Origin of the sequence: Promicromonospora sp. NPDC023805 (assembly GCF_040639635.1) — a bacterium.
Classification (GTDB): Bacteria; Actinomycetota; Actinomycetes; order Actinomycetales; family Cellulomonadaceae; genus Promicromonospora.
Genome location: NZ_JBFAAH010000004.1, coordinates 1 through 24,182 on the forward strand (window position 1 = coordinate 1; position 24,182 = coordinate 24,182).

Annotated in this window: 23 protein-coding genes; 3 read left to right on the forward strand and 20 right to left on the reverse strand. The window is 71.7% G+C overall.

Annotated features, from left to right (window positions below; translation table 11 throughout):
• Positions 1–126: 126 nt before the first annotated feature.
• Positions 127–1,131 carry a trypsin-like peptidase domain-containing protein gene (locus AB0F70_RS06180; protein ID WP_357444764.1) on the reverse strand — a complete coding sequence of 335 codons (1,005 nt, stop codon included), beginning with the start codon at positions 1,129–1,131 and terminating at the stop codon, positions 127–129.
• A gap of 179 nt (positions 1,132–1,310) precedes the next feature.
• Between AB0F70_RS06180 and AB0F70_RS06185 the strand changes: the two genes are divergently transcribed.
• Entirely contained in the window at positions 1,311–1,709 is a 399-nt protein-coding gene (locus AB0F70_RS06185) for a DUF3054 domain-containing protein (protein ID WP_357444767.1), read from the forward strand.
• Positions 1,710–1,715: 6 nt separating this feature from the next.
• Here the strand turns inward: AB0F70_RS06185 and rdgB are convergent, their stop codons facing one another.
• From rdgB to AB0F70_RS06230, 9 genes are all read right to left on the reverse strand, one after another.
• Positions 1,716–2,393 (reverse strand): RdgB/HAM1 family non-canonical purine NTP pyrophosphatase, encoded by a 678-nt coding sequence (rdgB, locus tag AB0F70_RS06190; protein ID WP_357444770.1) that lies wholly within the window; start codon positions 2,391–2,393, stop codon positions 1,716–1,718.
• A gap of 34 nt (positions 2,394–2,427) precedes the next feature.
• Positions 2,428–3,177 (reverse strand): ribonuclease PH, encoded by a 750-nt coding sequence (rph, locus tag AB0F70_RS06195; protein WP_357444773.1) that lies wholly within the window; start codon positions 3,175–3,177, stop codon positions 2,428–2,430.
• 184 nt (positions 3,178–3,361) lie between these two features.
• A complete protein-coding gene (locus AB0F70_RS06200; RefSeq protein ID WP_357444776.1) occupies positions 3,362–4,189 on the reverse strand; it encodes an MBL fold metallo-hydrolase in 828 nt (275 codons plus the stop codon).
• Positions 4,189–4,992 carry a glutamate racemase gene (gene murI / locus AB0F70_RS06205; protein ID WP_357444779.1) on the reverse strand — a complete coding sequence of 268 codons (804 nt, stop codon included), beginning with the start codon at positions 4,990–4,992 and terminating at the stop codon, positions 4,189–4,191. The genes AB0F70_RS06200 and murI overlap by 1 nt, the downstream gene beginning before the upstream one ends.
• 101 nt (positions 4,993–5,093) lie before the next feature.
• Positions 5,094–5,864: a DUF2017 family protein gene (locus AB0F70_RS06210; protein WP_357444782.1), complete on the reverse strand. Its 771-nt coding sequence runs from the start codon at positions 5,862–5,864 to the stop codon at positions 5,094–5,096.
• Entirely contained in the window at positions 5,861–6,169 is a 309-nt protein-coding gene (clpS, locus tag AB0F70_RS06215; RefSeq protein ID WP_116674082.1) for an ATP-dependent Clp protease adapter ClpS, read from the reverse strand. Before clpS ends, AB0F70_RS06210 begins: the two co-directional genes overlap by 4 nt.
• 127 nt (positions 6,170–6,296) lie before the next feature.
• Entirely contained in the window at positions 6,297–7,745 is a 1,449-nt protein-coding gene (locus AB0F70_RS06220) for a nicotinate phosphoribosyltransferase (RefSeq protein ID WP_357444785.1), read from the reverse strand.
• A gap of 109 nt (positions 7,746–7,854) precedes the next feature.
• Positions 7,855–9,660, reverse strand: coding sequence for a DEAD/DEAH box helicase (locus tag AB0F70_RS06225; RefSeq protein WP_357444788.1), 1,806 nt, complete (start codon positions 9,658–9,660; stop codon positions 7,855–7,857).
• A complete protein-coding gene (locus AB0F70_RS06230; RefSeq protein ID WP_357444791.1) occupies positions 9,657–9,959 on the reverse strand; it encodes a DUF3039 domain-containing protein in 303 nt (100 codons plus the stop codon). The genes AB0F70_RS06225 and AB0F70_RS06230 overlap by 4 nt, the downstream gene beginning before the upstream one ends.
• Positions 9,960–10,095: 136 nt before the next feature.
• On the opposite strand from AB0F70_RS06230, the gene AB0F70_RS06235 reads away from it, so the two are divergent.
• Positions 10,096–11,484 carry an ATP-binding protein gene (locus AB0F70_RS06235; RefSeq protein ID WP_357444794.1) on the forward strand — a complete coding sequence of 463 codons (1,389 nt, stop codon included), beginning with the start codon at positions 10,096–10,098 and terminating at the stop codon, positions 11,482–11,484.
• Between the two features lie 19 nt (positions 11,485–11,503).
• On the opposite strand, the gene nagB is transcribed toward AB0F70_RS06235, so the two are convergent.
• The 6 genes from nagB to AB0F70_RS06265 form a co-directional block, all read right to left on the reverse strand.
• On the reverse strand, positions 11,504–12,283 hold the full coding sequence (nagB, locus tag AB0F70_RS06240; protein ID WP_357444797.1) for a glucosamine-6-phosphate deaminase: 780 nt from the start codon (positions 12,281–12,283) through the stop codon (positions 11,504–11,506).
• Complete coding sequence (locus AB0F70_RS06245) at positions 12,283–13,284, reverse strand: ROK family protein (RefSeq protein WP_357444800.1); 1,002 nt, start codon at positions 13,282–13,284, stop codon at positions 12,283–12,285. The genes nagB and AB0F70_RS06245 overlap by 1 nt, the downstream gene beginning before the upstream one ends.
• A 62-nt stretch (positions 13,285–13,346) precedes the next feature.
• On the reverse strand, positions 13,347–14,201 hold the full coding sequence (locus tag AB0F70_RS06250) for a carbohydrate ABC transporter permease (protein ID WP_357444803.1): 855 nt from the start codon (positions 14,199–14,201) through the stop codon (positions 13,347–13,349).
• The gene (locus AB0F70_RS06255) at positions 14,198–15,142 is read right to left on the reverse strand and encodes a sugar ABC transporter permease (RefSeq protein ID WP_357444806.1); all 945 of its coding nucleotides are present in this window, start codon (positions 15,140–15,142) and stop codon (positions 14,198–14,200) included. Before AB0F70_RS06255 ends, AB0F70_RS06250 begins: the two co-directional genes overlap by 4 nt.
• Positions 15,143–15,278: 136 nt before the next feature.
• Entirely contained in the window at positions 15,279–16,571 is a 1,293-nt protein-coding gene (locus tag AB0F70_RS06260; RefSeq protein WP_357444811.1) for an extracellular solute-binding protein, read from the reverse strand.
• Positions 16,572–16,673: 102 nt separating this feature from the next.
• Positions 16,674–17,825, reverse strand: coding sequence for an ROK family transcriptional regulator (locus tag AB0F70_RS06265; RefSeq protein WP_357444814.1), 1,152 nt, complete (start codon positions 17,823–17,825; stop codon positions 16,674–16,676).
• Positions 17,826–18,132: 307 nt separating this feature from the next.
• Here AB0F70_RS06265 and AB0F70_RS06270 point away from each other — a divergent pair, with 307 nt between their 5' ends.
• Positions 18,133–19,104, forward strand: coding sequence for a DUF4349 domain-containing protein (locus tag AB0F70_RS06270; RefSeq protein WP_357444817.1), 972 nt, complete (start codon positions 18,133–18,135; stop codon positions 19,102–19,104).
• 18 nt (positions 19,105–19,122) lie between these two features.
• On the opposite strand, the gene AB0F70_RS06275 is transcribed toward AB0F70_RS06270, so the two are convergent.
• From AB0F70_RS06275 to AB0F70_RS06290, 4 genes are read right to left on the reverse strand one after another with little or no spacing between them, the layout of a single operon-like run.
• Positions 19,123–19,527, reverse strand: coding sequence for a RidA family protein (locus AB0F70_RS06275; RefSeq protein WP_357444820.1), 405 nt, complete (start codon positions 19,525–19,527; stop codon positions 19,123–19,125).
• 46 nt (positions 19,528–19,573) lie between these two features.
• A complete protein-coding gene (locus tag AB0F70_RS06280) occupies positions 19,574–20,779 on the reverse strand; it encodes an alanine racemase (RefSeq protein WP_357444823.1) in 1,206 nt (401 codons plus the stop codon).
• A 46-nt stretch (positions 20,780–20,825) separates the two neighbouring features.
• The gene (locus tag AB0F70_RS06285) at positions 20,826–22,421 is read right to left on the reverse strand and encodes an amidohydrolase family protein (protein WP_357444826.1); all 1,596 of its coding nucleotides are present in this window, start codon (positions 22,419–22,421) and stop codon (positions 20,826–20,828) included.
• On the reverse strand, positions 22,418–24,160 hold the full coding sequence (locus AB0F70_RS06290; protein WP_357444829.1) for a beta-N-acetylhexosaminidase: 1,743 nt from the start codon (positions 24,158–24,160) through the stop codon (positions 22,418–22,420). Before AB0F70_RS06290 ends, AB0F70_RS06285 begins: the two co-directional genes overlap by 4 nt.
• Positions 24,161–24,182: the final 22 nt, after the last annotated feature.

Consider the following 24,182-nt stretch of genomic DNA (forward strand, 5'->3'; position numbering starts at 1 on the left):
GCCACCGCGAGTCAAGCGTTCCATGGCAACGCACCTCCGAGATGGCGCCTTCTAGGAGGACATCTCACCTACTTCTGGAGCAGTCGCCATCTGAAAGCGGGTGTCAGCGGTAACCGGGTCAGCGCATCAGCGGCTTGCGGCGGTGCTGTACAGCGACTGGGCGACAGTGCCCAGGTAGGGGCCGAACATGTAGTTCCGCAGGTTCCCCTGGGTGTACTTGAAGGAGTTCACCGAGTTGAGCGTGCCGAGGCCGGTGCTCTCGCTGTACCGGACGAACCACGGGCCGCCGGACGAGCCACCGGTCATGTTGCAGTTCAGGCCCTGGTCGGCGCTGCCGCCGTAGGTGTCCTGCACGACGGTGCCGTGGCACCACGCGATGTCCGAGCCGTCGTACGGGCTGCCGGCCGGGTAGCCGAACGAGTACATGTACTGGCCGCGCGTCTGGTTGAAGCCGATGGACTGACCGCCCACGACGTCGGTCAGGTGCGCTCCGTTGACCGTGTTCACGATGGCGAAGGCGAAGTCGTAGTCGAAGTCACCGCTGTCGCGCCACTGGGTGGTCGTGATGAGCTGACGGGCCGTGAAGGTGCCGTACGGCCGGGCGCCGTCGTCGTAGCCGGGGACGAACGCCCAGTTCGTGGCGTAGGCGCCGGGGCCCTCGTTGAGGCAGTGCCCGGCGGTGAGGACGACGTCCTTGTTCCCCGAGGTCACGGCGCTGCCCGAGCAGACGTAGTTCGTTCCGCCGAGCGTGAAGAACACCTTGCCCGTGGTGTCACGGACCTCGCCGCCACCCGAGAAGTAGCCACCCGTGAAGTCGGCGACCGCGGCGGGCGCGGCCTGGCGGACGACCGTCGGCTTGCCCACGGCCACCGCGTCGCCCGCTGAGGACTTGTCCTTGCCGGCGACGAGGATGTCCGCCGGTACGGCGTTGCGCATCCGCTGGGGGGTCCAGTAGTCGACCACCTTGTCGTGCGCCGCCCGGGTCGTCGCAGCGGCGTGCACCGCGACGTTGCTGCCGGTGGTGTCGCTCGGCTGGGCCACTGCCGGCGCGACCGACGCGAGGGTCACGCTCCCACCAAGTGCCAGAGCTGCCAGACCCGCAAGAAGATTGCGGGAGAGGTTGCTTCGCATGCCTGCCTCCTAGATCACACGGTCCGCCACATAGCGGGCGGAGTGATCCTGAGGCTTGGACGATTCGAGTGCAAGGGTTATATATGTCCGACATGTAAACTTTTAACCCGGGTGAATCTTCGTCGCTCGTGGACCGCCCGGATGCGGGGTCGCACGCGCCCCCGGACTACTCTCGACGCGTGAGCACCACCGCTTCCCGCACCGTGCCCGTCTGGCCCGCCGCAGTGGCCGACGCCGTCGCCGTCCTCGCCTTCACCCTCATCGGTATCGCGTCGCACGACGGGTCGCTGCTCGCCGCCTTCGGACGCGTGGTGTGGCCGTTCGCCCTGGCCGCCGCACTCGGCTGGGTCATGACCCGCGCCTGGCAGAACCCGGACCGCGTCTGGCCGACGGGCGTGCTGATCTGGTTCCTGACCGTGTTCGGCGGGCTGATGCTGCGCGGCGTATCGGGCCAGGGTCTGGCCTGGTCGTTCGCGCTCGTCACCGCGGTGTTCCTGGCGATCACCATGCTCGGCTGGCGTGCGCTGGTGACGGCGCTGCGCCGCGGCGGCGCGGCCCAGGACCGGTCCGCCGGCTGACTGCGCTCAGCGCGAGCCGGCGCCCAGCACCTCGAGGACTACCGGGGCCAGCGCGCGGAACGCCTTGCCGCGGTGCGAGATCGCGTTCTTCTCCTCCGGCTCCAGCTCGGCAGCGGTCCGACGGCGGTCGCCGTCCGCGCTCGCGTCGCCCGGCGCGGCCTCGTCCGGGACGAGGATCGGGTCGTAGCCGAACCCGTTGGTCCCCCGCGGCTCGGTCGCCAGCAGGCCCCGCATCTCGCCGAGGCGGACCTCCTCACGCCCGTCGGGCGTGACCAGCGCCGCTGCGCACACGAACCCCGCCTGACGGTGCTCCGGGCGCACGTCCCCGAGCTGGCCGAGCAGCAGGTCGAGGTTGGCCTGGTCGTCTCCGTGCTTGCCCGCCCAGCGGGCCGAGAAGATCCCTGGCGCACCGCCCAGCACGTCCACGGCCAGCCCTGAGTCGTCGGCGACGGCCGGCAGCCCGGTCGCCGCGCACACGGCCCGGGCCTTGATCAGCGCGTTCTCGGCGAACGTCACACCGTCCTCGACGGGCTCCGGCGCGCCGACCTCGCCCGAGGTGACCAGAGCGCCGTCCGACAGGTCGAGGCCGGACGCCGCGAGGATCGCCCGCAGCTCCCCCACCTTCTTGGCGTTGTGGGTCGCGAGGACGATCCGGGCGGCGGGCGGCACTGTCGAGGAACTCATGCCCCGATCATGCCAGCCGCCGCCCGGCCCGCGGTCAGAGCTCCCGCGCGAGCGCGTCCTGCTGGATCTTGGCGAGCTCGGCGGTACCGCCCACCGCGAGGTCGAGCAGCGCGTCGAGCTCGGCGCGGTCGAACGGCGCGTGCTCGGCGGTGCCCTGCACCTCGATGAACTTGCCGCCGCCCGTGACGACCACGTTCATGTCGGTCTCCGCGCGGACGTCCTCGACGTACGGCAGGTCGAGCATCGGCGTGCCGTCGATGATGCCGACGGACACCGCGGAGACCGTGTCGGACAGCACCTGCTTGCCGCCCTTGACGTGCCCGTGCCTGCGCCCCCACGCGATGGCGTCGACGAGCGCCACGTAGGCGCCGGTGATCGCCGCGGTGCGGGTCCCGCCGTCGGCCTGCAGCACGTCGCAGTCGAGCACTATGGAGTTCTCGCCGAGCGCGCTCATGTCGACGACGGCGCGCAGCGACCGGCCGATGAGCCGCGAGATCTCGTGCGTGCGGCCGCCGATCTTGCCCTTCACGGACTCGCGCGGGCTGCGCTCGTTGGTGGCGCGCGGCAGCATCGCGTACTCGGCGGTGACCCAGCCCTCGCCGGAGCCCTTGCGCCAGCGCGGCACGCCCTCCGTGAACGAGGCGACGCACAGCACGCGGGTCCGCCCGAACTCCACGAGCACCGACCCCTCGGCCTCGTCGAGCCATCCCCTGGTGATCTTCACGGGGCGGAGCTGGTCGGTGGCGCGCCCGTCGGCGCGGACGATGTCGGTGCTGGAGGTCATGCGACCACCCTAACGACCGGCGAGCCTTCCCGAGCCTGGCCCGTTCGCCCGTGTTGACGCTGGTGCGGTGTTCGCACGGCGGCGGCCCTGGGTGGCAGCCGTCGCGATCGTCCTGGCCGTCTGGTCCGGGACGATGGTGCTGCTTACCGGCCGGTTCCTGCCGTGGGTCGGTTTCTAGCCGACATCACACCTCGTAGACGGTGCCCGGCTCCGCGATGTCGACCGGGCCGGCGAACGTCCCGCGCGCCTCCGCGAGGGAGTCCGCCGGATCGTTCCAGACCGGGAGGTGCGTCAGCAGCAGACGGCGGGCACCGGCGTCGGTCGCCACCTGGCCGGCGCGCTTGCCGGTGAGGTGGATGCCGCGCTCGACGACGTCGTCGCGCCCCTCGAGGAACGCGGCTTCGCTGAGCAGCAGGTCGACGTCGCGCGCGAGCTCGACCACAGAGGGGCACGCGTCGGTGTCCCCCGTGTACGCCAGCGTCGTCGTGCCGCCCGCCGCCGACGGGCCGGTCACGCGCACGCCGTACGTCTCGACCGGGTGGAAGACCCTGTGCGGCTCGATGGTCAGCGGCCCGATCTCGACCCGCTTGAGGTCGGCCCAGGACCGGAAGTCGAAGTCGTTCTCCATCGACTCGCCCTCGCTCAGCCCGTACGACAGCGCGACGTGCCGTTCGGCGCTCGACGGGCCGAAGACGGGCAGGGGCTGCTCCTTGCGGCCCGTACGCAACGAGCCGTGCTCGGGGTGGTACCGCAGGTACACGTAGAGGCCCGAGAGGTCGGCGCAGTGGTCGGGGTGCATGTGCGAGATCGAGACCGCGTCGAGCTCCATGGGGTCCATGAACCGCTGCAGGGCACCGAACGCGCCGTTGCCCAGGTCGAGCAGCACGTTCCAGTCGCGCGCCTCGTGGCCTGCGGCGGCCGCCTCCGCGGCAGTGACGCGCACCAGGTACGACGACGCTGGGGTCGCCGGCCCGGGGAACGAACCGGAGACACCGATAGGGATCAGGCGCATCAGACGGCCTCCACGAGTGAGACCTCAGGGCCGAGGAACCGGCTGGCGAGCTGCCCGAAGGGCGCCGGGTCACCGGTGGTCAGGAACCGGTGCACGGGCGCGCCGGCGTCGGGCGCGCGCTCCAGGTCGTGCGCGACGAGGGTGCGGTACACGTCCTTGGCGGTCTCGTCGGCGCTGGAGACCAGCGTGACCTCCTCGCCCATGACGTAGGAGATGGCGCCCGCGAGCAGCGGGTAGTGCGTGCAGCCGAGGACGAGCGTGTCGACGCCGGCGGCCTTCACCGGGTCGAGGTACTCGTGCGCGAACTTCTGCACCTCCGGGCCCGACGTGCGGCCCTCCTCGACGAAGCGCACGAACTCCGGGCAGGCCTGGCTCGTGATGGTCAGGCCGGGCGTGACGTGGAACGCGTCGTCGTACGCACGCGACTGGATGGTGGTGCGCGTGCCGATGACGCCGATCCGGCCCGACCGCGTGGTCGTCACGGCGGCGCGGGCAGCCGGCAGGATGACCTCGACCACTGGAATACCGTGCCGCTGGGTGTACCGCTCGCGGGCGTCGCGCATCATCGCCGACGACGCCGTGTTGCACGCGATGACCAGCATCTTCACGCCGGCGGCCACGAGCCGGTCCATGGCGTCGAGCGCCATCGCGCGGACGGCGGCGATGGGCTTGGGGCCGTAGGGGCTGTTCGCGGTGTCGCCGAGGTACCGGACCTGCTCGTTGGGCAGCTGGTCCAGGATGGCGCGCGCGACCGTGAGGCCGCCGAGGCCGGAGTCGAAGATCCCGATGGGCGCGTCGTTCACGGGGTGAAGCCTAGCGACGACAACGCGTCGTCACCGGTGCTCGTGAGCCGCGCCACGCGTGACGCATGACACGTTGCGGCAGGTCAGCGCGTCAGACTCGGTCAAAGCCCTGAGGCAGCGGAACCCGGCGGACGACGCCCCCGCAGCTCGCTGAGCATCACGTCCATCAGGGTCTCCTGCGCGTAGCCCGCTGCGACGAAAACCCCGGACCAGAAGCGCCGGGCCGCGCGGCCGTCCGTCGCCACCGGGATCTCGCGACCGGCCTGCCTGTCCCACATGATCTCGTCGGTGAGCTGCATGACCTGCTCGTCGGACTTGAGTCCGAGCCGCTCGGCGATCACGAGGCGCACGTCCGTGAGTGCCCCCGCGAACTGCTCGGCGTCCTCGCGCGGCACCCGCACCGGCGGCGGGGCGCCGTGCCTGCCCAGCGGTGAGGGCGCGTCCTCGCCCGTCGGCAGGTCGAGCAGCGCGGCGAACGCCTCGAGCCGGTCCACCTTCGCCTGGGCGACGTCGTTCTGGGTCAGCCGGCGGAACTCGTCGGCGATGTCCGAGTCGTCCTTGCTCGCGTCCGGCAGCAACCGCCGTGCGGCGGGATCTGTCGGGATGCGGCCCACCCCCGTCACCCCGGTGAGCCGGGCCAGGTCGGCATCGGTCAGCTCGTCCGGGGCGAGCAGGCCGTTGGCCCACGCCTGCCCCTTGCCCGGGCCGGCGTGCGCCGAGAGGCCGGCTATGTCGTCGTCGGGGAACAGGTCCAGGCCCGCCTCCTCGCGGAGCATGTCCGCGACATCGCGCGCCACCCGAGCCAGGACGACCCGCTCCACCGGCTCGAACCTGGCCTCATAACCCCGCCGCATGGCGCGGAACGGTGTCATGCGGCTCCCCGCGCGCCCGACTCCTGCAGCGTCGCCCACAGGCCGAACCCGTGCATCGCCTGCACGTCCACCTCCATGCGCTCGCGCCCACCGCTGGACACGACTGCGCGACCGTTCTTGTGCACCTGAGTCATGAGCCGTTCTGCCTTGACGCGCGGGTACCCGAAGTAGCTCTCGAAGACGTACGTCACGTACGACATCAGGTTCACCGGGTCGTTCCAGACGATAGTCACCCACGGGTCCGCGACCCCCGCGAGGATGTCCGTCTCGGTGTCCTCCTCGACGGCCGTCCCGGCTGACCCCATGGGCGATAGCAGCGGCGGTGGGGAAGAAGTCACAGGTCTCACTCTAGGCGGTTTCGTCCCTCGGCTGGACACTCCTGTCCAAGATTTTCGCGAAGTTGTCGCCTGGCTGTGACCTCGCGCCCCGCAGTCAGTAGAGGAGGTCGTCCAGACGCAGGTCAACCGTCGGGATCGCGGGGTCTCCGTCGGACAGCCGACGCGCGCTGCGCGGCAGCTCGGCGCGCACCATGCCGTGGTTGATCGCCGCGTTCGAGACCCCGTACGGCCCTACCCAGCGCGAGTCGACGGCGCCGTCGACGACCATCGGGGCGAGCAGCGGGCGCAGGTCGTCGCTCTGCGGCGTCCACTCGGCCACCGCGGTGTCCGGGCCGGTCACCATGATCTCCTCGATGGCGTGCCCGTCGCGGCCGTAGCGCCGGGCGGCGGCCTTGCGCCCGCCCACCGACGCCTTGTTCGCCGACGCCTTGGCCACCGGCTGGAGCACTCCCGACGAGTCGGCGCGCGCCACCAGCTTGTAGACCATGCCGCAGGTCGGCGCGCCGGACCCGGTGACCACCGACGTCCCGACGCCGTACACGTCCACGGGCGCGGAGGCCAGGGACGCGATCGCGTACTCATCGAGGTCGGACGTGACGACGATCTTCGTGTCGCGGGCGCCGAGCTCGTCGAGCTGCCTGCGCACCTCCTGCGCCAGGCCGCTGAGGTCGCCGGAGTCGAGACGCACTGCGCCCAGCCCGGTGCCCGCCACCTCGACTGCGGTCGCCACACCCTGCTTCACGTCGTACGTGTCCACGAGCAGGGTGGTGCCGGGGCCGAACGACGCGACCTGTGACGCGAACGCGTCCCGCTCGGTGTCGTGCAGCAGCATGAAGGAGTGCGCGGCGGTGCCGATGGTGTCCAGCCCGTACCGCATCCCGGCCTCGAGGTTGGACGTACCTGCGAAACCGCCGATCACCGCGGCCCGCGCGGCCGCGACAGCAGCCTGCTCGCTCGCGCGCCGCGAGCCCATCTCCAGCACGGGACGCCCGCCCGCTGCGCTCGTCATGCGTGACGCCGCCGATGCCACCGCCGAGTCGTAGTTCAGGATCGACAGGATCAGGGTCTCCAGCAGCACGGCCTCGGCGAAGGTGCCCTCCACCTGCAGCACGGGCGAGCCGGGGAAGAACACCTCGCCCTCGACGTACCCCTGGATGGTGCCGGAGAACCGGTAGCTCGCGAGGTAGTCGAGCGTCCGGCGGTCGACTATGCCGTTCTGCTCGAGGTACGCCAGCTCGGCGTCCTCGAAGACGAAGTGTGGCAGCGCTTCCAGAACGCGGCCGGTCCCCGCGAGGACGCCGTACCGGCGGCCTGCCGGCAGGCGTCGCGTGAACACCTCGAACACGCAGTGCCGGTGCGCCGTGCCGTCCGCGAGCGCCGCCTGGAGCATGGTCAGCTCGTAGCGGTCGGTCAGGAGCGCGACCGACGGACGCACCGACGGCAGGGGTGCTGCGGGCAGCGGCCGTGGCTCTTCGACACCGTTGTCGAAAGCAGGCCACGAGTCTGTGAGCGAGGCGCCGATGCCCCGAAGCTCGTCGGTCATGCACTCACGGTAGGCCAGCGAACCCGCCTGGGCGGTGTGAACGGGGCCCAGGCGGCATCTTGTCTCAGCATGCGGATCTTCGCGCTCCTGTCGTCGGCTCGTCCGAGCGCTACTTCTGTCCGACGAACCAGCGCCGGACCTGGGCCACGCGCGCGGCGAGCTGGTCGGCGGTCGCGAGCGGCACCTCCGGCCCGCCGCACGTGCGGCGCAGCTCGGCGTGCACCATGCCGTGCGGCTGCCCGCTGCGCTTTGCCCAGGCGGAGACGAGCTTGGACAGCTCCTTGCGCGACTCGGCCGCGCGGCGGTGCTCCTGCTCCGACCGGTCGTTCTCCGCCTGTCGGGCGGTCGGCGCTCCCCCGCGGGCCTTGAGGTGGTCCGCCTGGCGCTGGCGCAGCAGGGTCGCCACCTGGTCCGGCTCCAGGAGGCCGGGCAGGCCGAGGAAGTCCTGCTCCTCGGCGGAGCCGAGGTCGGCACTCGTGCCGAACTCGCCGCCGTCGAACAGGACCCGGTCGAACGAGGCCTGGGCCTCGAGCGCCTGGAACGAGCCCAGCAGCTCGCTCGACGCCTTCTCCTCCTTGTTGGCCTCCGCGACGAGCGCGGCCTCCGGGTCGTACTCGATGCCCTGTTCCTCGGCAGTACGCGGCCGGTCGAGCGCGTGGTCGCGCTCCTGCTCCATGGTGCCCGCCAGGCTCAGCAGCGGCGCCACGCTCGGCAGGAAGATCGATGCGGTCTCGCCGCGCTTGCGGGCGCGCACGAACCGGCCGATCGCCTGCGCGAAGTACAGCGGCGTCGAGGCGCTGGTGGCATACACGCCGACGGCGAGGCGGGGCACGTCCACGCCCTCCGACACCATGCGCACGGCCACCATCCAGCGGTCGTCGCCCTGCGCGAACTCCTCGATGCGCCCGGACGCGCCCTCGTCGTCGGACAGGACGACGACGGGGCGCTTGCCGGTGATCTCGTGCAGGTGCTTCGCGTAGGCGCGCGCGTTGTCCTGGTCGGTGGCGATGACCAGGCCACCGGCGTCGGGCACGGTGCGGCGCACCTCGGTGAGGCGCTTCTCCGCGGCCGCGAGCACCGACGGGACCCACTGCCCCTCCGGGTCCAGGGCGGTACGCCACGCCTGGCCGGTCATGTCCTTGGTCATGGCCTCGCCGAGCCGGGCGCTGACCTCGTCACCCATCTTGGTGCGCCAGCGCATGTCGCCCGCGTAGGACATGAACAGGACGGGGCGGACCACGTGGTCGCGCAGCGCCTCGCCGTAGCCGTAGGTGTAGTCGGCCTTCGAGCGGCGGATGCCCTCGCGGTCGGCCTCGTACTCCACGAACGGGATGGCGGACGTGTCGCTGCGGAACGGGGTGCCGGTGAGCGCCAGCCGGCGGTCCGCCACCTCGAAGGCCTCGTGGACGGCATCGCCCCAGCTGAGGGCGTCACCGCCGTGGTGAACCTCGTCCAGGATCACGAGGGTGGGCGCGGCCTCCGTGCGGGCGCGGTGCAGCGCGGGCTTGGCGGCCACCTGCGCGTAGGTGACCGCTACGCCGTCGTAGTGCGAGCCGTGCCTGCCCTGCGAGTTCTTGAAGTGCGGGTCGATACGGATGCCGACACGTGCGGCGGCGTCGGCCCACTGGGTCTTCAGGTGCTCGGTGGGCGCGACGACCGTGACCCGCCGGACGATGCCCTGCTCGAGGAGCTCGGTGGCGATGCGGAGCGCGAACGTCGTCTTGCCCGCGCCGGGCGTGGCGACGGCCAGGAAGTCCCGCGGGTTCTTCTCGCGGTAGAGCTCCAGGGCCTCCGCCTGCCAGGCGCGCAGACTCGACGCCGTGCCCCAGGGGGCGCGGCGTGGAAAGGCAGGGCTGAGCGACGATGCGGCCGCAGACGACGGTGTGTGGGGCAGCTGCTGCGGCTGGCTCGTCACTTGGTGGAGTCGCCCTCGCCGCCGTCCTGCGGGTCACGAAGACCCTCGTAGATCTCCTTGCACGTGGGACAGACCGGGAACTTGCCCGGATCCCGGCCCGGGACCCACACCTTGCCGCAGAGCGCGATCACTGGCTTGCCGCTCAAGGCGGACTGCATGATCTTCTCCTTGCGCACATAGTGCGCAAAGCGTTCGTGGTCCCCGGGTTCGGTCTCCTCCCGGGTCTCCTCGCGCTCGAGGACGCTCGTACCGCCCTGCGTACTGGGCTCGTCCTGCGGGTTCGAGAGTGGTTCGGTCATGCCGAGAAGTCTACGCGGGACCACCGACAGCCACTCCTGCGAGACACGCTCAGGAGCAGGTCCGGGACCCCCTTCCGGTGATCCGGCCGCGGAAAGCCTTGCGGTGGTGTCGGTGACCACGGCTATAACTGTCTGCATGTCACATCCCCACCCCGAGAGGAGCCTCACCCTGCCCGACGACGGCGCCGCCCCCGACCTCGCCGACACCCTGGCCACCACGCTGACCGACGACCTGCCCGAACCCGACTGGCCGGACTTCGGCGACAACGACGAGGCCGCGCGCCGCGCGGTGGCCGCCGTGGCAGCCATGCTCGGCCGCCCCATCCCGGAACGCCCGAGGGACCCGCGCTCGTCGAGCGAGTGGCTCGCGCGCAGGTGGGAGGTGGACGAGAGCACGCTGGTCAACGTGTCGCGCGACATGTCGCGCACGCTGCAGCGGCTGCACGCCTACGCCCTCCAGCGCTGGATCGAGCGCCATCCCGACGACGTCGCGGTGTTCGGCCCCGGCGGAGCACCGCAGCGAGCCGCGCTCGACCTGGGCAACGGCACCTCCGTGAGCGTGCCCGCCGTCGCCACCGTCCTGTTCCAGGCCGGGTCCGCGTACGACTCACCGGTGGCTGTCGAGGTGGCCTACCGGTACGGGACCCCGACGGTCACCGCCTTCACCCCGCCCGGCGGCCTCGCCCTCGCCGAGCGCGTGCTCGCCGACCTGACCCGCACGCTGGAGGACGAGCACCCCTACCGCGGCGGTGTGCTGTCGGCGCGGGCGTCGACCGGTGCGGTGGAGCTGACACCGGTCAAGCACACCGTGCAGGTGCGCGGCGACGTCGTGCTGCCCGCCGACCTCTGGCGCGAGGTGGACCTGTTCTGCTCGAGCGTCACCACGCGGCGCGACGCGCTGCGCGCCCTCGGCCACACGACCTCGCGCGGGCTCCTGCTGGCCGGCAAGCCGGGCGTCGGCAAGACCAAGCTCACGCGCGTGATCGCCACGGAGCTCGCCGGACCGCTCACGGTGGTGCTCGTCACCGCGGAGGTGCTGCGCACCTGGATGACCGAGCTGTACGAGGAGATCCGCGGTCTGGGACCGTGCCTCGTGGTGCTGGAGGAGATCGACTCGGTGGCGTCAAAGGGCTCGCGCGGCGACACGTCGTTCGCCGAGTTCCTCGACGCCCTGGACGGCACGCGCAGCTCGGACGACGTGCTCACCGTCGCCACCACCAACGACCCCGAGGCCCTGGACCCGGCGGTCAAGCGCCCCGGGCGGTTCGACACCATCATCGAGGTGCCGCCGCCGGACCAGGCCGGCCGCACGGAGATCCTGCGGCTCTTCCTGCCGCCGGAGGCCCCGGTCGACATCGCTCTGGTGGCCTCGTACCTCGACGGCGCGACGGGCGCCGACCTGCGTGAGGTCGCCCGCCGTTCGATCCTCGAGCACGGACCCGACGGGCTGACCACCGACCGGGTCACCGACGTGGCGACGTCCGGCCGGTGGCAGCCCGCACCCGTGGCGGGCAACTACCTCTGACGGCCAGGACCCCCGACAGTCAGAGGCCCTGCCAGTCGGGCTTGTCGGCGTACGTCTGCCGGTAGTAGTCGGCGAGCTGCAGGCGGGACGCCGCCGCGTCGTCGACCAGCACCGTGGCGTGCGGGTGCAGCTGCATGATGGTCGCGGGCCACATGGCCGAGATCGGGCCCTCCACGAGCTGGTGCACCGCCTCCGCCTTGGCGCGCCCGGAGGCCAGGAGCACGAGGTGCCGCGCCGACATGATGGTCGCGAGACCCTGCGTGAGGCAGTGCCGCGGCACGTCGTCGACGGACCCGCCGAAGAACCGCGCGTTGTCCTCGCGGGTCTGCTTCGTCAGGGTCTTGATCCGCGTGCGGGACGCGAGCGACGAGCCCGGCTCGTTGAACGCGATGTGCCCGTCCGTGCCGATGCCGAGGATCTGCAGGTCGACGCCGCCGGCGTCGGCGATGCTCGCCTCGTACGCAGCACAGGCAGCCGGGAGGTCCGCCGCCAGGCCGTCCGGACCCTGCACGGCCCCGGGCGCGAGGTCCACGCGGGACGCGAACTCCTTCTCGATGACGTTGCGGTACCGCTCGGGGTGGTCCGCGGACAGCCCCACGTACTCGTCGAGCATGAACGCCCGGGCGCGCGCGAACGAGAGGCCTTCCTTGTGCCGGCGCGCCAGCTTGTCGTACACCGCGAGCGGCGACGAGCCGGTGGCCAGCCCGAGCACCGCCTCGGGGTTGGCCCGGACCAGCCCTTCGACGGTGTCCGCCGCCAGCCGCGCGAGCTCGCCCGGGGGCGCGATCACGACCTCCATCAGCTTCTCCTTCCCAGGACGGCGGCGCCCACCGCCGCGACCGGAACGTGCGTCGGCGCGAGCTGGACCCGCTCCGCCAGCTTGAGCGACCCGAGGAACGGCGACACCTTGGCCTGCTCCCGCAGGGCGTCCTGTACGGCGTCCAGCAGCTCCGTGCCGAGCTGGGCCACGCCACCGCCGAGCACCACGTGGCGCACGTCGGTGGTCAGCACCAGCAGCCGCACGGCGGAGGCGGTAGCGGAGGCGAACCGGTCCTTGACCACTATCGCCTCCTGGTCGCCCGCGCGCGCGGCCTCGAACAGCTCCACCGGCGACGGCTTGCCGTGCCGCGACGGCCACGCCGCCTCCAGCGCCTTGCCCGACGCGAACCGCTCCAGGCAGCCGCGCTGCCCGCAGGGGCACTCCGGCCCGAGGGGATCCACCGGGACGTGCCCGATCTCGCCGGCCGCTCCGCTCACGCCACGCCGCAGCTGCCCCTCGAGCACCAGCCCGGACGCTAGGCCCGTGCCCAGCGCGAGGAACGCGAGGTCCTCGTGGCCGCGCTCGCCGCCTGCCTGGTCCGCCGAACGTTCGAGCACGTGCGCCGCACCGACGGCTGCCACGTTGAGGTCGTTCTCGACCACCACCGGCACACCGCCCAGCTCGGCGGACAGCAGCTCGGCGAGCGGGAGCTCGTCGTCGTGCACGCCGAGGTTGACCGCATGCTTCACGGTGCCCGAACGGTGGTCGACGATGCCGGGGATACCCAGCCCGACGCCTGCCACGTCCGCGAGCTCTACCCCACCCTCCGCTACGACGTCGCGCACCGCCTGCGCCGCACCGGCGACGAGGCCCTCCGCGCCGTGCACGGTGCTCCGCCGCACGGTGCCGACCACCTCACCCTCGGGGTCGAGGAGCGCGCCAAGGATCTTCGTCCCGCCGATGTCGAGGCCGACCGTGTACGCGGGCACCCGCCCGGACCCGGTCCGGGTGCTCCCCTTCCGCTTGCCGACCTTTCCCATCCCAACCCTTCGCTCGCTGGGCTCGTCCTGGCTGGACGTGCCCGTACCGGACCTGCTACCCATCAGCCCTTCACCGCGCCGGAGACCAGACCACCGGTCATCCGGCCCTGCACGATCAGGAAGAAGATCACCGCGGGGATCGCGATGAGCACGGACGCCGCCATGACGGAACCCCAGTTGGTGGCCTGCGTGGCCTGCACGAACGTGCGCAGCCAGAGCGGCAGGGTCATCGACTCGGGCCGCTGCATGATCACCAGGGCCGTGACGAACTCGTTCCACGCCTGGAGGAAGGCGAAGACGCCGGTGGCCACCAGGCCCGGGGCGAGCAGCGGGAACGTGATGCGCCAGAACGCACCGGCTCTGGAACACCCGTCGATCATCGCCGCCTCCTCCAGCTCCTTGGGTACACCGTTGACGAATCCGCGCAGCGTCCAGATGGTGAACGGCAATACTCCTGCCGTGTACACGAGTGTCAGGCCGATGATCGTGTTCAACAGCTGCCAGCCGTCGATGATCCGGAACATCGAGATGATCATCGCCTCTCCGGGGATCATCTGGACCACCAGGATCAGCACGATGAAGGTGCGGCGGCCCTTGAACTGGAACCGGGTGAGGGCCAGCGCCGCGACGAAGCCGACGACGAGCGTGATGACGAGGGTCAGGAACGTGACCCCGATGGAGTTCACGACGGCGGGCGGGAACGGCGCCCGCACCTGGCCGAACATCGCCGCGCGGTAGTTGTCCAGCGTGAAGACGTCCGGTGTCGGGAAGAACGCCAGGTTCTCGCCGCGGATCCGGTTGTTCGGCAGGAACGACGTGTTGACCATCCAGTACACGGGGAACGCCGAGAGCGCGAAGACAACGAGGGCCAGGGCACCGAACCCGGTGTCGGCGATTCGCTTGCGGATCTTGATCACAGCTCTTCCTCCCGCAGCGTGCGCCGCACATAGGGGTAGGCGATGGCCAGCATGACGATCACGAAGATGACGCCGATCGCGCTCGCCAGTCCGTAGTGCCCCTGGGCCATACCCTGCTGGTAGATGTAGACGCCGATGGTGTTGGTCAGGTCACGGTCACCGCCGATGTCCTGCAGCACGAACACCTGGGTGAACAGCTTCAGGTCCCAGATCATCGACAGGACCACGAGCACCGTGATGATGCCGCGCACGTAGGGCACCTGGATGAGCCGGAAGCGCTGGAACGCGCTGGCGCCGTCGAGCTGCGCCGCCTCCATGACCTCTTCCGGGATCTGGGTGAGGCCCGCGTACAGCGTGAACGCGACGAAGGGCACAGCGCCCCACACGACTATGCAGGTCAGGATCACGAAGAACGACAAAGGGTTGAGCAGCCAGGAGTAGCCGAACCACCGGTCGCCGGTGAGCGCGGTGAGCACGTTGTTCACCACGCCGTACTGCGTGTCGAAGACCCAGCCCCACACGGTGGTCGCGGACAGCGACGGCATGGCCCAGGCCAGCAGCAGGCCGATGGAGACCAGGAGCCGCAGGCCCTTGCCGATGCGAATCATGAGCAGCGCCACGAGCATGCCGAGCACCATCGTGATGACCACGAGGACGACCATGAGCACGAAGCTGCGCAGCAGCACCGTCCAGAAGCCCTCGTCGGTCAGCACCGTCGCGTAGTTGTCGAGCCCTACCCACTCGGCGGGCTGGCCCATGAGCTGGGCCCGCTCGTACTCCTGGAACGACATGACGACCAGGCGAAGGACCGGGTAGCCGGTCAGCAGGCCGAGGACGACCATCGTGGCCGACAGCAGCAGCCAGGGCAGGAACGGATTCCGACGTGGCTGCCGGATCTCTTGGCGCGGTGGCGCCGTGGGTTCGAGAAGTGTGGTGCTCATGTCCTGTCTTCCTCGGAGGCGGCCGACAACCTCTCCCTCGAAGAGCGGCCGCGAGCATCAGGCGGGCAGTGGTGTCCCGCCCCGCCCGGGTTTCTGGGGTCGCACCGGGCGGGGCGGGAAGTTGTGCTGACGTGCGTCAGCTGTTGAGGATCTCCTCGATGTCAGCGTCGAGCTTCTCGGCAACGGTCTTGACGTCGTCGCCGGCGGCGATCCTCGAGAACGCGGTCTGCAGCAGCGCCTGGGCCTCGACGTCCGCCCACTTGGGCGAGGCGGGCGTGAGCTTGGCGTTGGCGGCGGCCTCGACGGCGGCCTTGCCGATCGAGGTCTTCTGGTCGACCGCCTCGAAGAGCGAGGTCTTGGCCGGGATCAGTCCGTTGCCGGCGAGGATGGTCTGGTACTCGTCACTGAGCAGGATCTCGTAGGCGCTCATCGCGAGGTCCGGACGGGCCGACTTCTGCGCGATCGCGATGTTCGAGCCGCCGGCGAACACCTGGGCGGCGCCGCCGTCCTTGCCCGGCAGGGCGACAGCCTGGAGGTCCTTGCCGTACGTGGAGGCGCAGCCCGGGACACCCTCGGGGTCCTCCGGCTTCTCCGGAGCGTTGATGGACCACTGGATCCAGCTCGGCGCGGAGAGGAATGCGACCTTGCCCTCGCAGAACGGGACCTGCAGGTCCGTCTCCTGGGCGTCGGTCGGGGCGTTGTTGCCCTCGGTCATGATGGTCTGGATCTGCTCCAGGCCGGCGAGGCCGCCCTCGGAGGAGAACCCTGCGTCCCAGGTGCCGTCCTCTGCCTGCTCGGCGATGTAGCCGCCGTTCTCCCAGATGAAGGGCAGGGCGTTGTACCAGTCCTGGCCGGGCCAGTAGACGCCGGACAGGTCGTCCGTCTTCAGGTCGACGGCGGTCTCGACGTACTCGTCGAGGGTCGTCGGCACCGGGGTGTCGCCCAGGACCTGCTTCGAGTAGAAGACGACGCGCGAACCCGAGTAGTACGGCAGGGCGTAGTGCTTGCCCTCCCAGTCGCCGGCCTCGACGAAGCCCGGGATCAGGTCCGTGCCGCCCAGGGTCTCGAACTCGTCGGCGGTGATCTCGCGGAAGTAGCCCGCAGAGGTGAACGCGGCCGCCTGGGTGTTGCCGATCTCGACCACGTCGGGTGCGTCCGAGCCGGACAGCGCCGTCGTGTACTTGTCGACCAGGCCGTCCCAGGCCTGCTCCTCGATGACGAGGGTGCTGCCCGCGTTCTCCTCCTCGAAGGTCTTCTTCAGGTAGTCGCGCGCCTCCTTGGGCGTGTCGGTACCGACGAGCCAGACCCGGACCTCGCCGGGGCCGGTCTCCTCGGGGGCCGCAGCGCCGCCCGCGTTAGCGCATGCGCTGAGTGCGAGCGTCAGGGTGATCGCCGACGCCGCAGCGCCGACAAGACGGTTTCTGTTCACGTTTGTATTCCTCCCGGGATACGACTTTGTGTCGCGGTGCGTGGTGATGGCTCGAGTGGAAGCTCGATGAGACGCCTGCCGCCGACACGTGAACAGTGCTGTTCACGAGACCCCCAGCTGGGCGGAAAGCACGAGGACGGCGGCGCCCGCCAGCACCACGTCCTCGTCGAGTGCGGCCATCCGCAGCTGCAGGCCCGAGTTGATGGCCGGCATGGTGCGCTGACGGATGGTGTCCAGCGCGGCCTCGCGCAGGGGACCGTCGAGCAGGTCGCGTGGACCGCTCAGCAGCACCTCCGTGAGGTTGAGCGCGCTGACGACCGGGGCGAGGGTCACACCCAGCACCCGGCCTGCCGACGCCAGTGCGGCGTCGGAATCTTCTGGGGTCTTGTCGGCGATCGCGCGCCGCAGCGCCGGTACCGACAGGACCGTCTCGAGGCAGCCCACCCGGCCACAGGCGCACTCGCCGTGATCGACGACCGTGACGTGGCCGATCTCGCCGGCGGCGTCGCCCTGGCCGTGCAGCCGCACGCCGTCGACCACTATGCCCGCGCCGACACCGGCGCCCACCGTGACCACGAGCATGCCGGAGCTGCCGCCGCCGTACGTGAACTCGCCGAGCGCCGCCGTGTTGGCGTCGTTCGCCACGTGCACGGGCAGGCCCATCCGGTCGCCGAGGATCTCGGCGAGCGGCACGTCGTACCAACCGCGGTTCGGCGCCTCGACCACTCGGCCGTCCAGGTCGATGATGCCCGGCGAACCGACGCCGACCCCGATCACCGGATGGATCGCCGCGGCTACCAGCCGGCGGACGAAGCGGGTGAGCAGGTCGACGAGCTCGTCGCCGGTGCGGCCGTCGATGTCGAGCTGGCGGCGCACCATGATCTCGCCGGTGAGGCTGAGGACCGCGCCGCGCATGCGGCCGTACTCGGTGAGGTCGACGGCCACTATCTGGTAGGCGTCCGTACGGAGGCCGACCAGGATCGCGGGCTTGCCGACGCGCTGGCCGGGTCGCGTGCCGAGCTCCTCCACCAGCCCCTCGGTGATGAGCACCGAGACCAGGTCCGAGATCGTGACGCGGGTGAGCGAGGTCGCTCGTGCGAGGTCGGCCCGCGAAGTGGGCCCCTCGTGGAAGAGGTGCTGGAGCACCAGGGACCGGTTGTGCGCCCTGGCGTGCTCGGGAAGCACCTTGGACGTCGCGCGCAGGCGTGCGCCGAGCCCTCGCCCGGTGCCGTTCCGCTCTGTCGTCGTCGCCATGTTTGTTAGTAGACCTCCTTAACAGAGTCGCTGTCCATCACCCGGAGCGGCCCGTAACAAGACTGTTACTTGGGTCACGTTGCTCCGGCCGTTGGACGCGCTCCGTCACCGTGTGCGGATTACTTCACGTACCTGACGAATCCGAGCCTGCCGTACCTGGCGCCGCCGAGCACGGCGTGACCGCAGCGTGATCAAAAGCAGGGCAAAACCCAAGAAAAATTGGGTCACCAGGCCCACAAGTTCACAAAGGGATCACAGTTCTCAGGTGGGACACCGTCGGGCACCGCCTGGCTCCTACTCTCGTCACATGAAGCGCAACCGGTCAGCCAGGGAGGACGTGGGCACGCCCGCGCGCCGACTCGCCCGAGCCCTCCTGGCAGCAGTCGTCGGAGGGACCCTCGCGGTCTCTCTCGCCGCCTGCTCAGGAGGTGGCGCGAGCGAGTCCGGCGACTCCGACGGCGGCGGCGACGCCGCGCGTTCCGAAGGGTTCGCTGAAGGTGACGTGGCCGCCGACGCGGCGGGCGCCGTCGGCCTCGCCGAGTCGCCGGAGGAAGCCGTCGACCGGGAGCTCATCACCACCGGCAACGCCACACTCGCCGTGGACGACCCCTTCGACGCCGCGGAGCAGATCGCCGACCTCGTCGAGCAGGCCGGCGGCCGCGTCGAGGCGCGCGACGAGCGCGCGGCGACCGCGGACGAGCCGGGCAGCGCGTCGATGACGCTCCGCATCCCCGCCGACCGCGTATCGGCCACGCTGGACGCCCTCGACAAGCTCGGCGAGGTGCGCGACCGCCACGTCGAGACGATCGACGTCACGGGCACCGCGCAGGACCTCGACGCCCGGATCGCCGCGCTGCGCACGTCGACCGACCGGCTGCGCGAGCTCATGGCCGACGCCGACCGCACGTCCGACCTCATCGAGATCGAGGCCGAGCTCTCCACGCGTCAGGCCGAGCTGGACTCCCGCGTCTCCGAGCGGAACCGGCTCTCGGACGAGGTGGCGATGTCCACCCTGCACGTCGAGATCGTCGCCGAGAGCTCGCCTGCCACCCAGGCGCGGCCGGGCGGTTTCCTCGGCGGCCTGTCGGCCGGGTGGAGCGCCCTGGTGAGCACGTTCAACGTCGTCGTCCTGGTGCTCGGCGCGATCATCCCCTGGCTCGCGCTGGCGGGTGTGGTGCTGCTCGTGGTCGTCGCCGTCCGCAAGCAGGTCGCCAAGAACCGCCCGGTCGGCCCCACCCTGCTGGACACCGCGACACCCGCACCGGCTCCCACCGACTGACCTTGCTCGGTCGGCGGCTCAGTCCGTGATGGCCAGGGCGTCGATCTCCACGAGCATCTCCTCGCGCGGCAGGCCCACCATCACGGTGGTCCGGCTCGGCAGCACCCCGCTCGGGCAGTACTTCGCGACGAACTCGCCGTACACCTCGTTCATGGCCGCGAAGTCGTCGCGCGTGGTCAGGTAGACCCGGAGCATCACCACGTCCTCGAACGACGCGCCGCCCGCCTCGACGATCGCCCGCACGTTCTCCAGGGTGCGCGTGGTCTGCCCGGCGACGTCGTCGAGGTGCACGTACTCCCCCGTCGCCGGATCGGTGGGGCCCTGCCCCGAGACCTGCAGGAACGGCCCCTTGCGCACGCCCTGGTGGAACGTGAACGCGGGTGCGGGCGCGTCGGGGGTGGAGATGGCGGTCTTGGCGGTCATCGGGTTCTCCTCGTTCGAGTGGTGCGGCAGCGGGTGATGCGGCAGGTCAGAATTCGAGAGTGATCCGCTCGGCGACCTCGTCGCCGCGGGTCACGCAGCCGGTGCGGTACTTGTCGAGAGTCGTGCACGGGTGCGAGATGCCGAACCCGACGACGCCGCCCGGCGCCAGCGCGCGCTCGGCTTCCGGGTCCACCGCGAGGTAGGCGTGCTGGTCGTTGAGCGCCGTCACGCGCACGCCCGCCAGCGGGTCGGCAGCGCCCAGCCGCCCGGCGGCGTCGGGCGTCCGCACGACGAGCGGCGTCGGCAGGTCGATGTCGAACGACACGTCCCGGCGGCCCAGACCGCAGATGACCAGGCCCGGCTCCGGCGCGGACAGCACGGAGCCCCAGACGGTGATCGCCGGCCGCAGCGCCGCGGCGCCCAGGCGCGTCCACGGGTCGGCGCGCAGGTAGTGGCCGTGGTCGTGCGTCACGTAGGCACCCGACCGCAGCACTACCCGGGTCCGCACGTCCACGCCCGCGGCGTCCCGGACCGGCACGGTCAGGCGGTGCGTGACGACGTCGGCGAACGCGCTGCCGCCAGCGCTCAGCACGGTCGGCCCGGCGACGAGGCCGCCGATCTGGGCGCCCACGGCCCGCAGGTCGTCGCACCACCGGCCGACGGCGGCGAGCTCCTCGTCGCTGGTGCCACCCGCGACCGGCCCCTCGTAGCCCGCGACACCGGCCAGCCGGAGCCCCGCGTCGTGCACGCGGACCGCGAGCACCACGGCGTCGGACACCGTACGGACGCCCGTACGACCGCCCGGGACGCCGAGCTCCACGAGCACGCCCAGCCGTGCGGTCACCTCGGGTGCGGCGCCGGCGAAACCCGCCGCGAGCAGGTCGACGCCGCGACCGGAGTCCACGTACACCCATACCTCGTCGGCGGTGCCGTCGGTGAGCGCCGTCCGGAGCCACGCGATGTCGCGGGGATCGACGAGCTCGTTCGCGAGGAACGCGCGGCGTCCCGCACCGGGGAGGCCCCAGCCGAGCGCCGTCCGGAGCTGTGCGGGCGTCGCCACGGTGGCTCCCCACGCCCCCGCGGCGACCTGCCGCGTCCAGATCTCGCGGGACATGTGCGTCTTGACGTGCGGCGCGTGCTCGACGCCCGCGTCCGCGAAGGCTGCCGCCACCGTCCCGATGTTGTGGTCCAGGGCCGTCTCGTCGATGGTCAGCAGCGGCCAGGTGAGCGTGGGGTCGTCGATGCGCAGCACACCCACATCCTGCCGTGTCCCGGGTGCTCCGCGCACGCGTCCGGGCTCAGCTCCGAGCCGAGGCCGTGAACCCGGCAGCGGCCGGGCGCAGCCCGTGGCCAGGCGTGGCACCGGTGAGCCGCCCGGACGCGAGCACGGGCACGCCACCGACGAGCACGTCCTCGATACCCACGGCAGGAGTGCGCGGCGCCTCGTACGTCGCTTCGTCGCGGACGCGGCCGGGGTCCACGAGAGCGAGGTCGGCGACGGCGCCCGGCGCTATCCGGCCCCGGTCGGCCAGCCCGAACCGCCGTGCCGCCCGGGCCGACAGGTGCTCCGCCGCGTCCCACCAGCTCCAGGAGCCGCGCCGCACGTGCTCGTCGAGCAGCCGGGCGAACGCGCCCCAGCCGCGCGGATGCGGGCTGCCGCCCCAGTAGATGGCGTCCGACCCGGCGAGGTGTCCTTCGTGCCCCGCCAGTGCGCGGACCGACTCCGGCGAGTTGGTCGGCGGCTGCGCGAACACGCAGCTCGCGCGCAGCTCCGTGGCCGTCAGTACCTCGACCACCGTGTCGGAGGCGGACCGCCCGAGCCGCGCGGCGACATCGGGCAGGGTGAGGCCCTCCGCCCACTCCATGCCGGGGACGGACGCGAAGGTGATGCGGGGCCAGAGGTCGGTCAGGCCGGCGAAGTGCTCGGCGAGGCGGACGGCGGTCGCCGGGTCGCGCAGGGCGTCGACCGTCGCGCGGGCATCGGCCAGCGGCAGCCAGGTCGGCAGCGCGACCATCGACAGGATCGAGCATCCGCGCAGGTAGGGATAGGAGTCGTAGGTGACGTCGCGGCCCCCGGCCCGCGCTCCCCCGACGTGCTCCAGGAGCTCACGGGCGGGGCCGTGCAGGTGGGACACGTGCGTCGCGACGTCGGACGCGCGGGCGATCCGCATCAGCTCGTCGAGCGCCGCGACGCCCTTGTCCTCGTACCCGCGCATGTGGCTCACGTGCGGCAGCCCGCGGGCCGCGACGACCTTCGCGAGCGCGATGAGCTCCCGTTCGTCGGCATACGCGGCGGGCACGTACTCGAGACCGGTCGAGAGGCCGCAGGCGCCGTCGTCCATGGCCTGCTCCAGCAGGCGCACCATCGCTGCCACCTCCTCGTCGGACGCCGGCCGCTGCGCGGCCCCGAGCACCCGGTAGCGCAGGGTGCCGTGCGGGGCGAGGTATGCGACGTTCACCGGGACGGTGCGGTGGTAGGTGCCCAGCAGATCGCCCACGGACCCGCCGGCGAACGTGGGGTGCAACCCGTTGATGGCGGCGAAGTACGTGCTCGCCCAGTCGTAGGTCGCGCGGTCGCTCGGGGCGAACGAGACGCCGTCCTGCCCGGTCACCACCGTGGTGATCCCCTGGCGCAGCATCGCGAGCTGCACGTCCTGGTCGAAGACGGCGGCCTCCGCATGCGTGTGCGCGTCCACGAAACCGGGCAGCACCACCCGGCCGTCGGCGTCGAGGACGTCCATATCCGGCTCGACGCCCGGTCCGGCACCGCCCGGCGCGCCGCGTCGCGTGATCGTCGCGATCCTGCCGCGCACCACGTGCAGGTCCGCCGGCTCGGACAGGGTTCCGTCGCGCTGCGGCACGCGGGCGCCGCGGACCAGGATCGTGCCGGTCATCCGTCGCCCTCCGGGGTCTCGGGGGCCGGTCCGCCCGCGGGCAGGTTCTCGACCCCGCCGTCGTCCCGCCAGCCGCCCATCCCTGCCCAGCCACCGACGGCGGTCTCCGCCGCCAGGTCCCGCGGGTAGCCCTGGACGCCGGGCCGGGTCTGCCACGGGTGCGGCCCGTCGAGCGGCCGGTACTCGACGCCGTACGCGTCGAGGCGGGGCAGGTGCCGCCGCTCGAGGCGGCTCAGGAACTCCTTCGACGCGGCGGAGCCCTGCGTCCGGTCGGCCCGCGGCGACCAGGCGACCTCGGCGAACCCCGCGAGCCGGGGGAAGGTCGCGTAGTCGATGCGCCGGGCGCTGTCGAGGTGCTCGGTCCAGACCTGAGCCTGCGCGCCGAGCAGCCGGCCCCTCCCCTTGGCCGAGCCGGCCAACGGCTCGGGCAGCGGCTCGAAGGCGTACACGTCCTCGACCGTCCGCAGAAAGCCGACGGGGATCGGCTCGGCAGGATGCTCCCCGGCCCGGTGGTCGAGGTAGACGGCCTGCTCAGGTGCCATGACGACGTCGTACCCGGCATCGAGCGCCGCCGCACCCTGGGCGTAGCCGCGCCAGGAGGTCACGATCACGTCGCGCGGCAGCATCGGGGACATCGCCTCGTCCCAGACGACGGCGCGGCGGCCGGCGTCGGACACGTGCTCCGCGAGCCGGGCGACGAACCAACCGTGCAGCTGGGCGACGTCAGGCCGACTATCGGGCCCGAACAGGCCGAGCGCCCCTGCCCGCTCGACGATCTGTGGCGACTCACGCCAGAGGGTGGGCGGCACCTCGTCGCCCCCGAGGCCTATCCAGGGTGCGTCGAAGACGTCGAGCACCTCGTCCAGCACGTGCCGGAAGAACGCGAGCGAGCCCTCGGACGGGTCGAGCACGTCCTGGCTGATGCCCCACGTGGTGCGGACCGCGCTGCGGTGCTTGCGCGTGCCGAGCTCTGGATAGGCGGCGACGGCGGCCTCGACGTGGCCCGGCACGTCGATCTCCGGGACCACCGTGACGCCCCGGTCGCGGGCGTAACCCACGATCTCGCGCAGGTCGTCCTGCGTGTAGAAACCGCCGTGCGGCCGGCCGTCCTTCGAGCCGGTACGCCAGGTGCCGACTGTCGACTCGTGGCGCCACGCGCCGGTCCGCGTCAGCTCGGGGTAGCGGTGGATCTGCATGCGCCAGCCCTGGTCGTCGGTGAGGTGGAGCTGCAGCACGTTGAGCCGGTGGGCGGCGGCGAGGTCGATGAACCGCAGCACGTCGTGCTTGGGCAGGAAGTGGCGCGCGACGTCGAGCAGGACGCCGCGCCACTCGAAGCGCGGGTGGTCCGTCATGCGCACGACCGGCAGCTCGAGCGGGCCCGTGCCGCTGCGGCGGTAGGCGTCCGGACCGGCGAGCTGACGCAGGGTCTGGGCGGCGGCGTGGGCGCCCGCGAGGTCCGCGGCCTCGACCCCTACCAGGCCCGTAGGACGCACGTCGATGCGGTAACCGCCGGCCGCCAGGTCGGGTGCGAGGGCAAAGACGACGGAGCTGCGATCGGTCGCCGAGGGCACCAGGTCGAGGCCGAACGCATCCTCCGTGACACGGCGCCACCAGCGCGCGGCGGGCCGCAGCACGGGGTCGGCGCCGACGCCCGCGCCGTCCGCCAGCAGCACCGATCCGCCCGGCACCTGCGTCGACACAGGTTCCGGGACGAGGCCAAGGTCTCCGGGGCGTTGCACCGCGCCACCCTAGCGCGGAGCC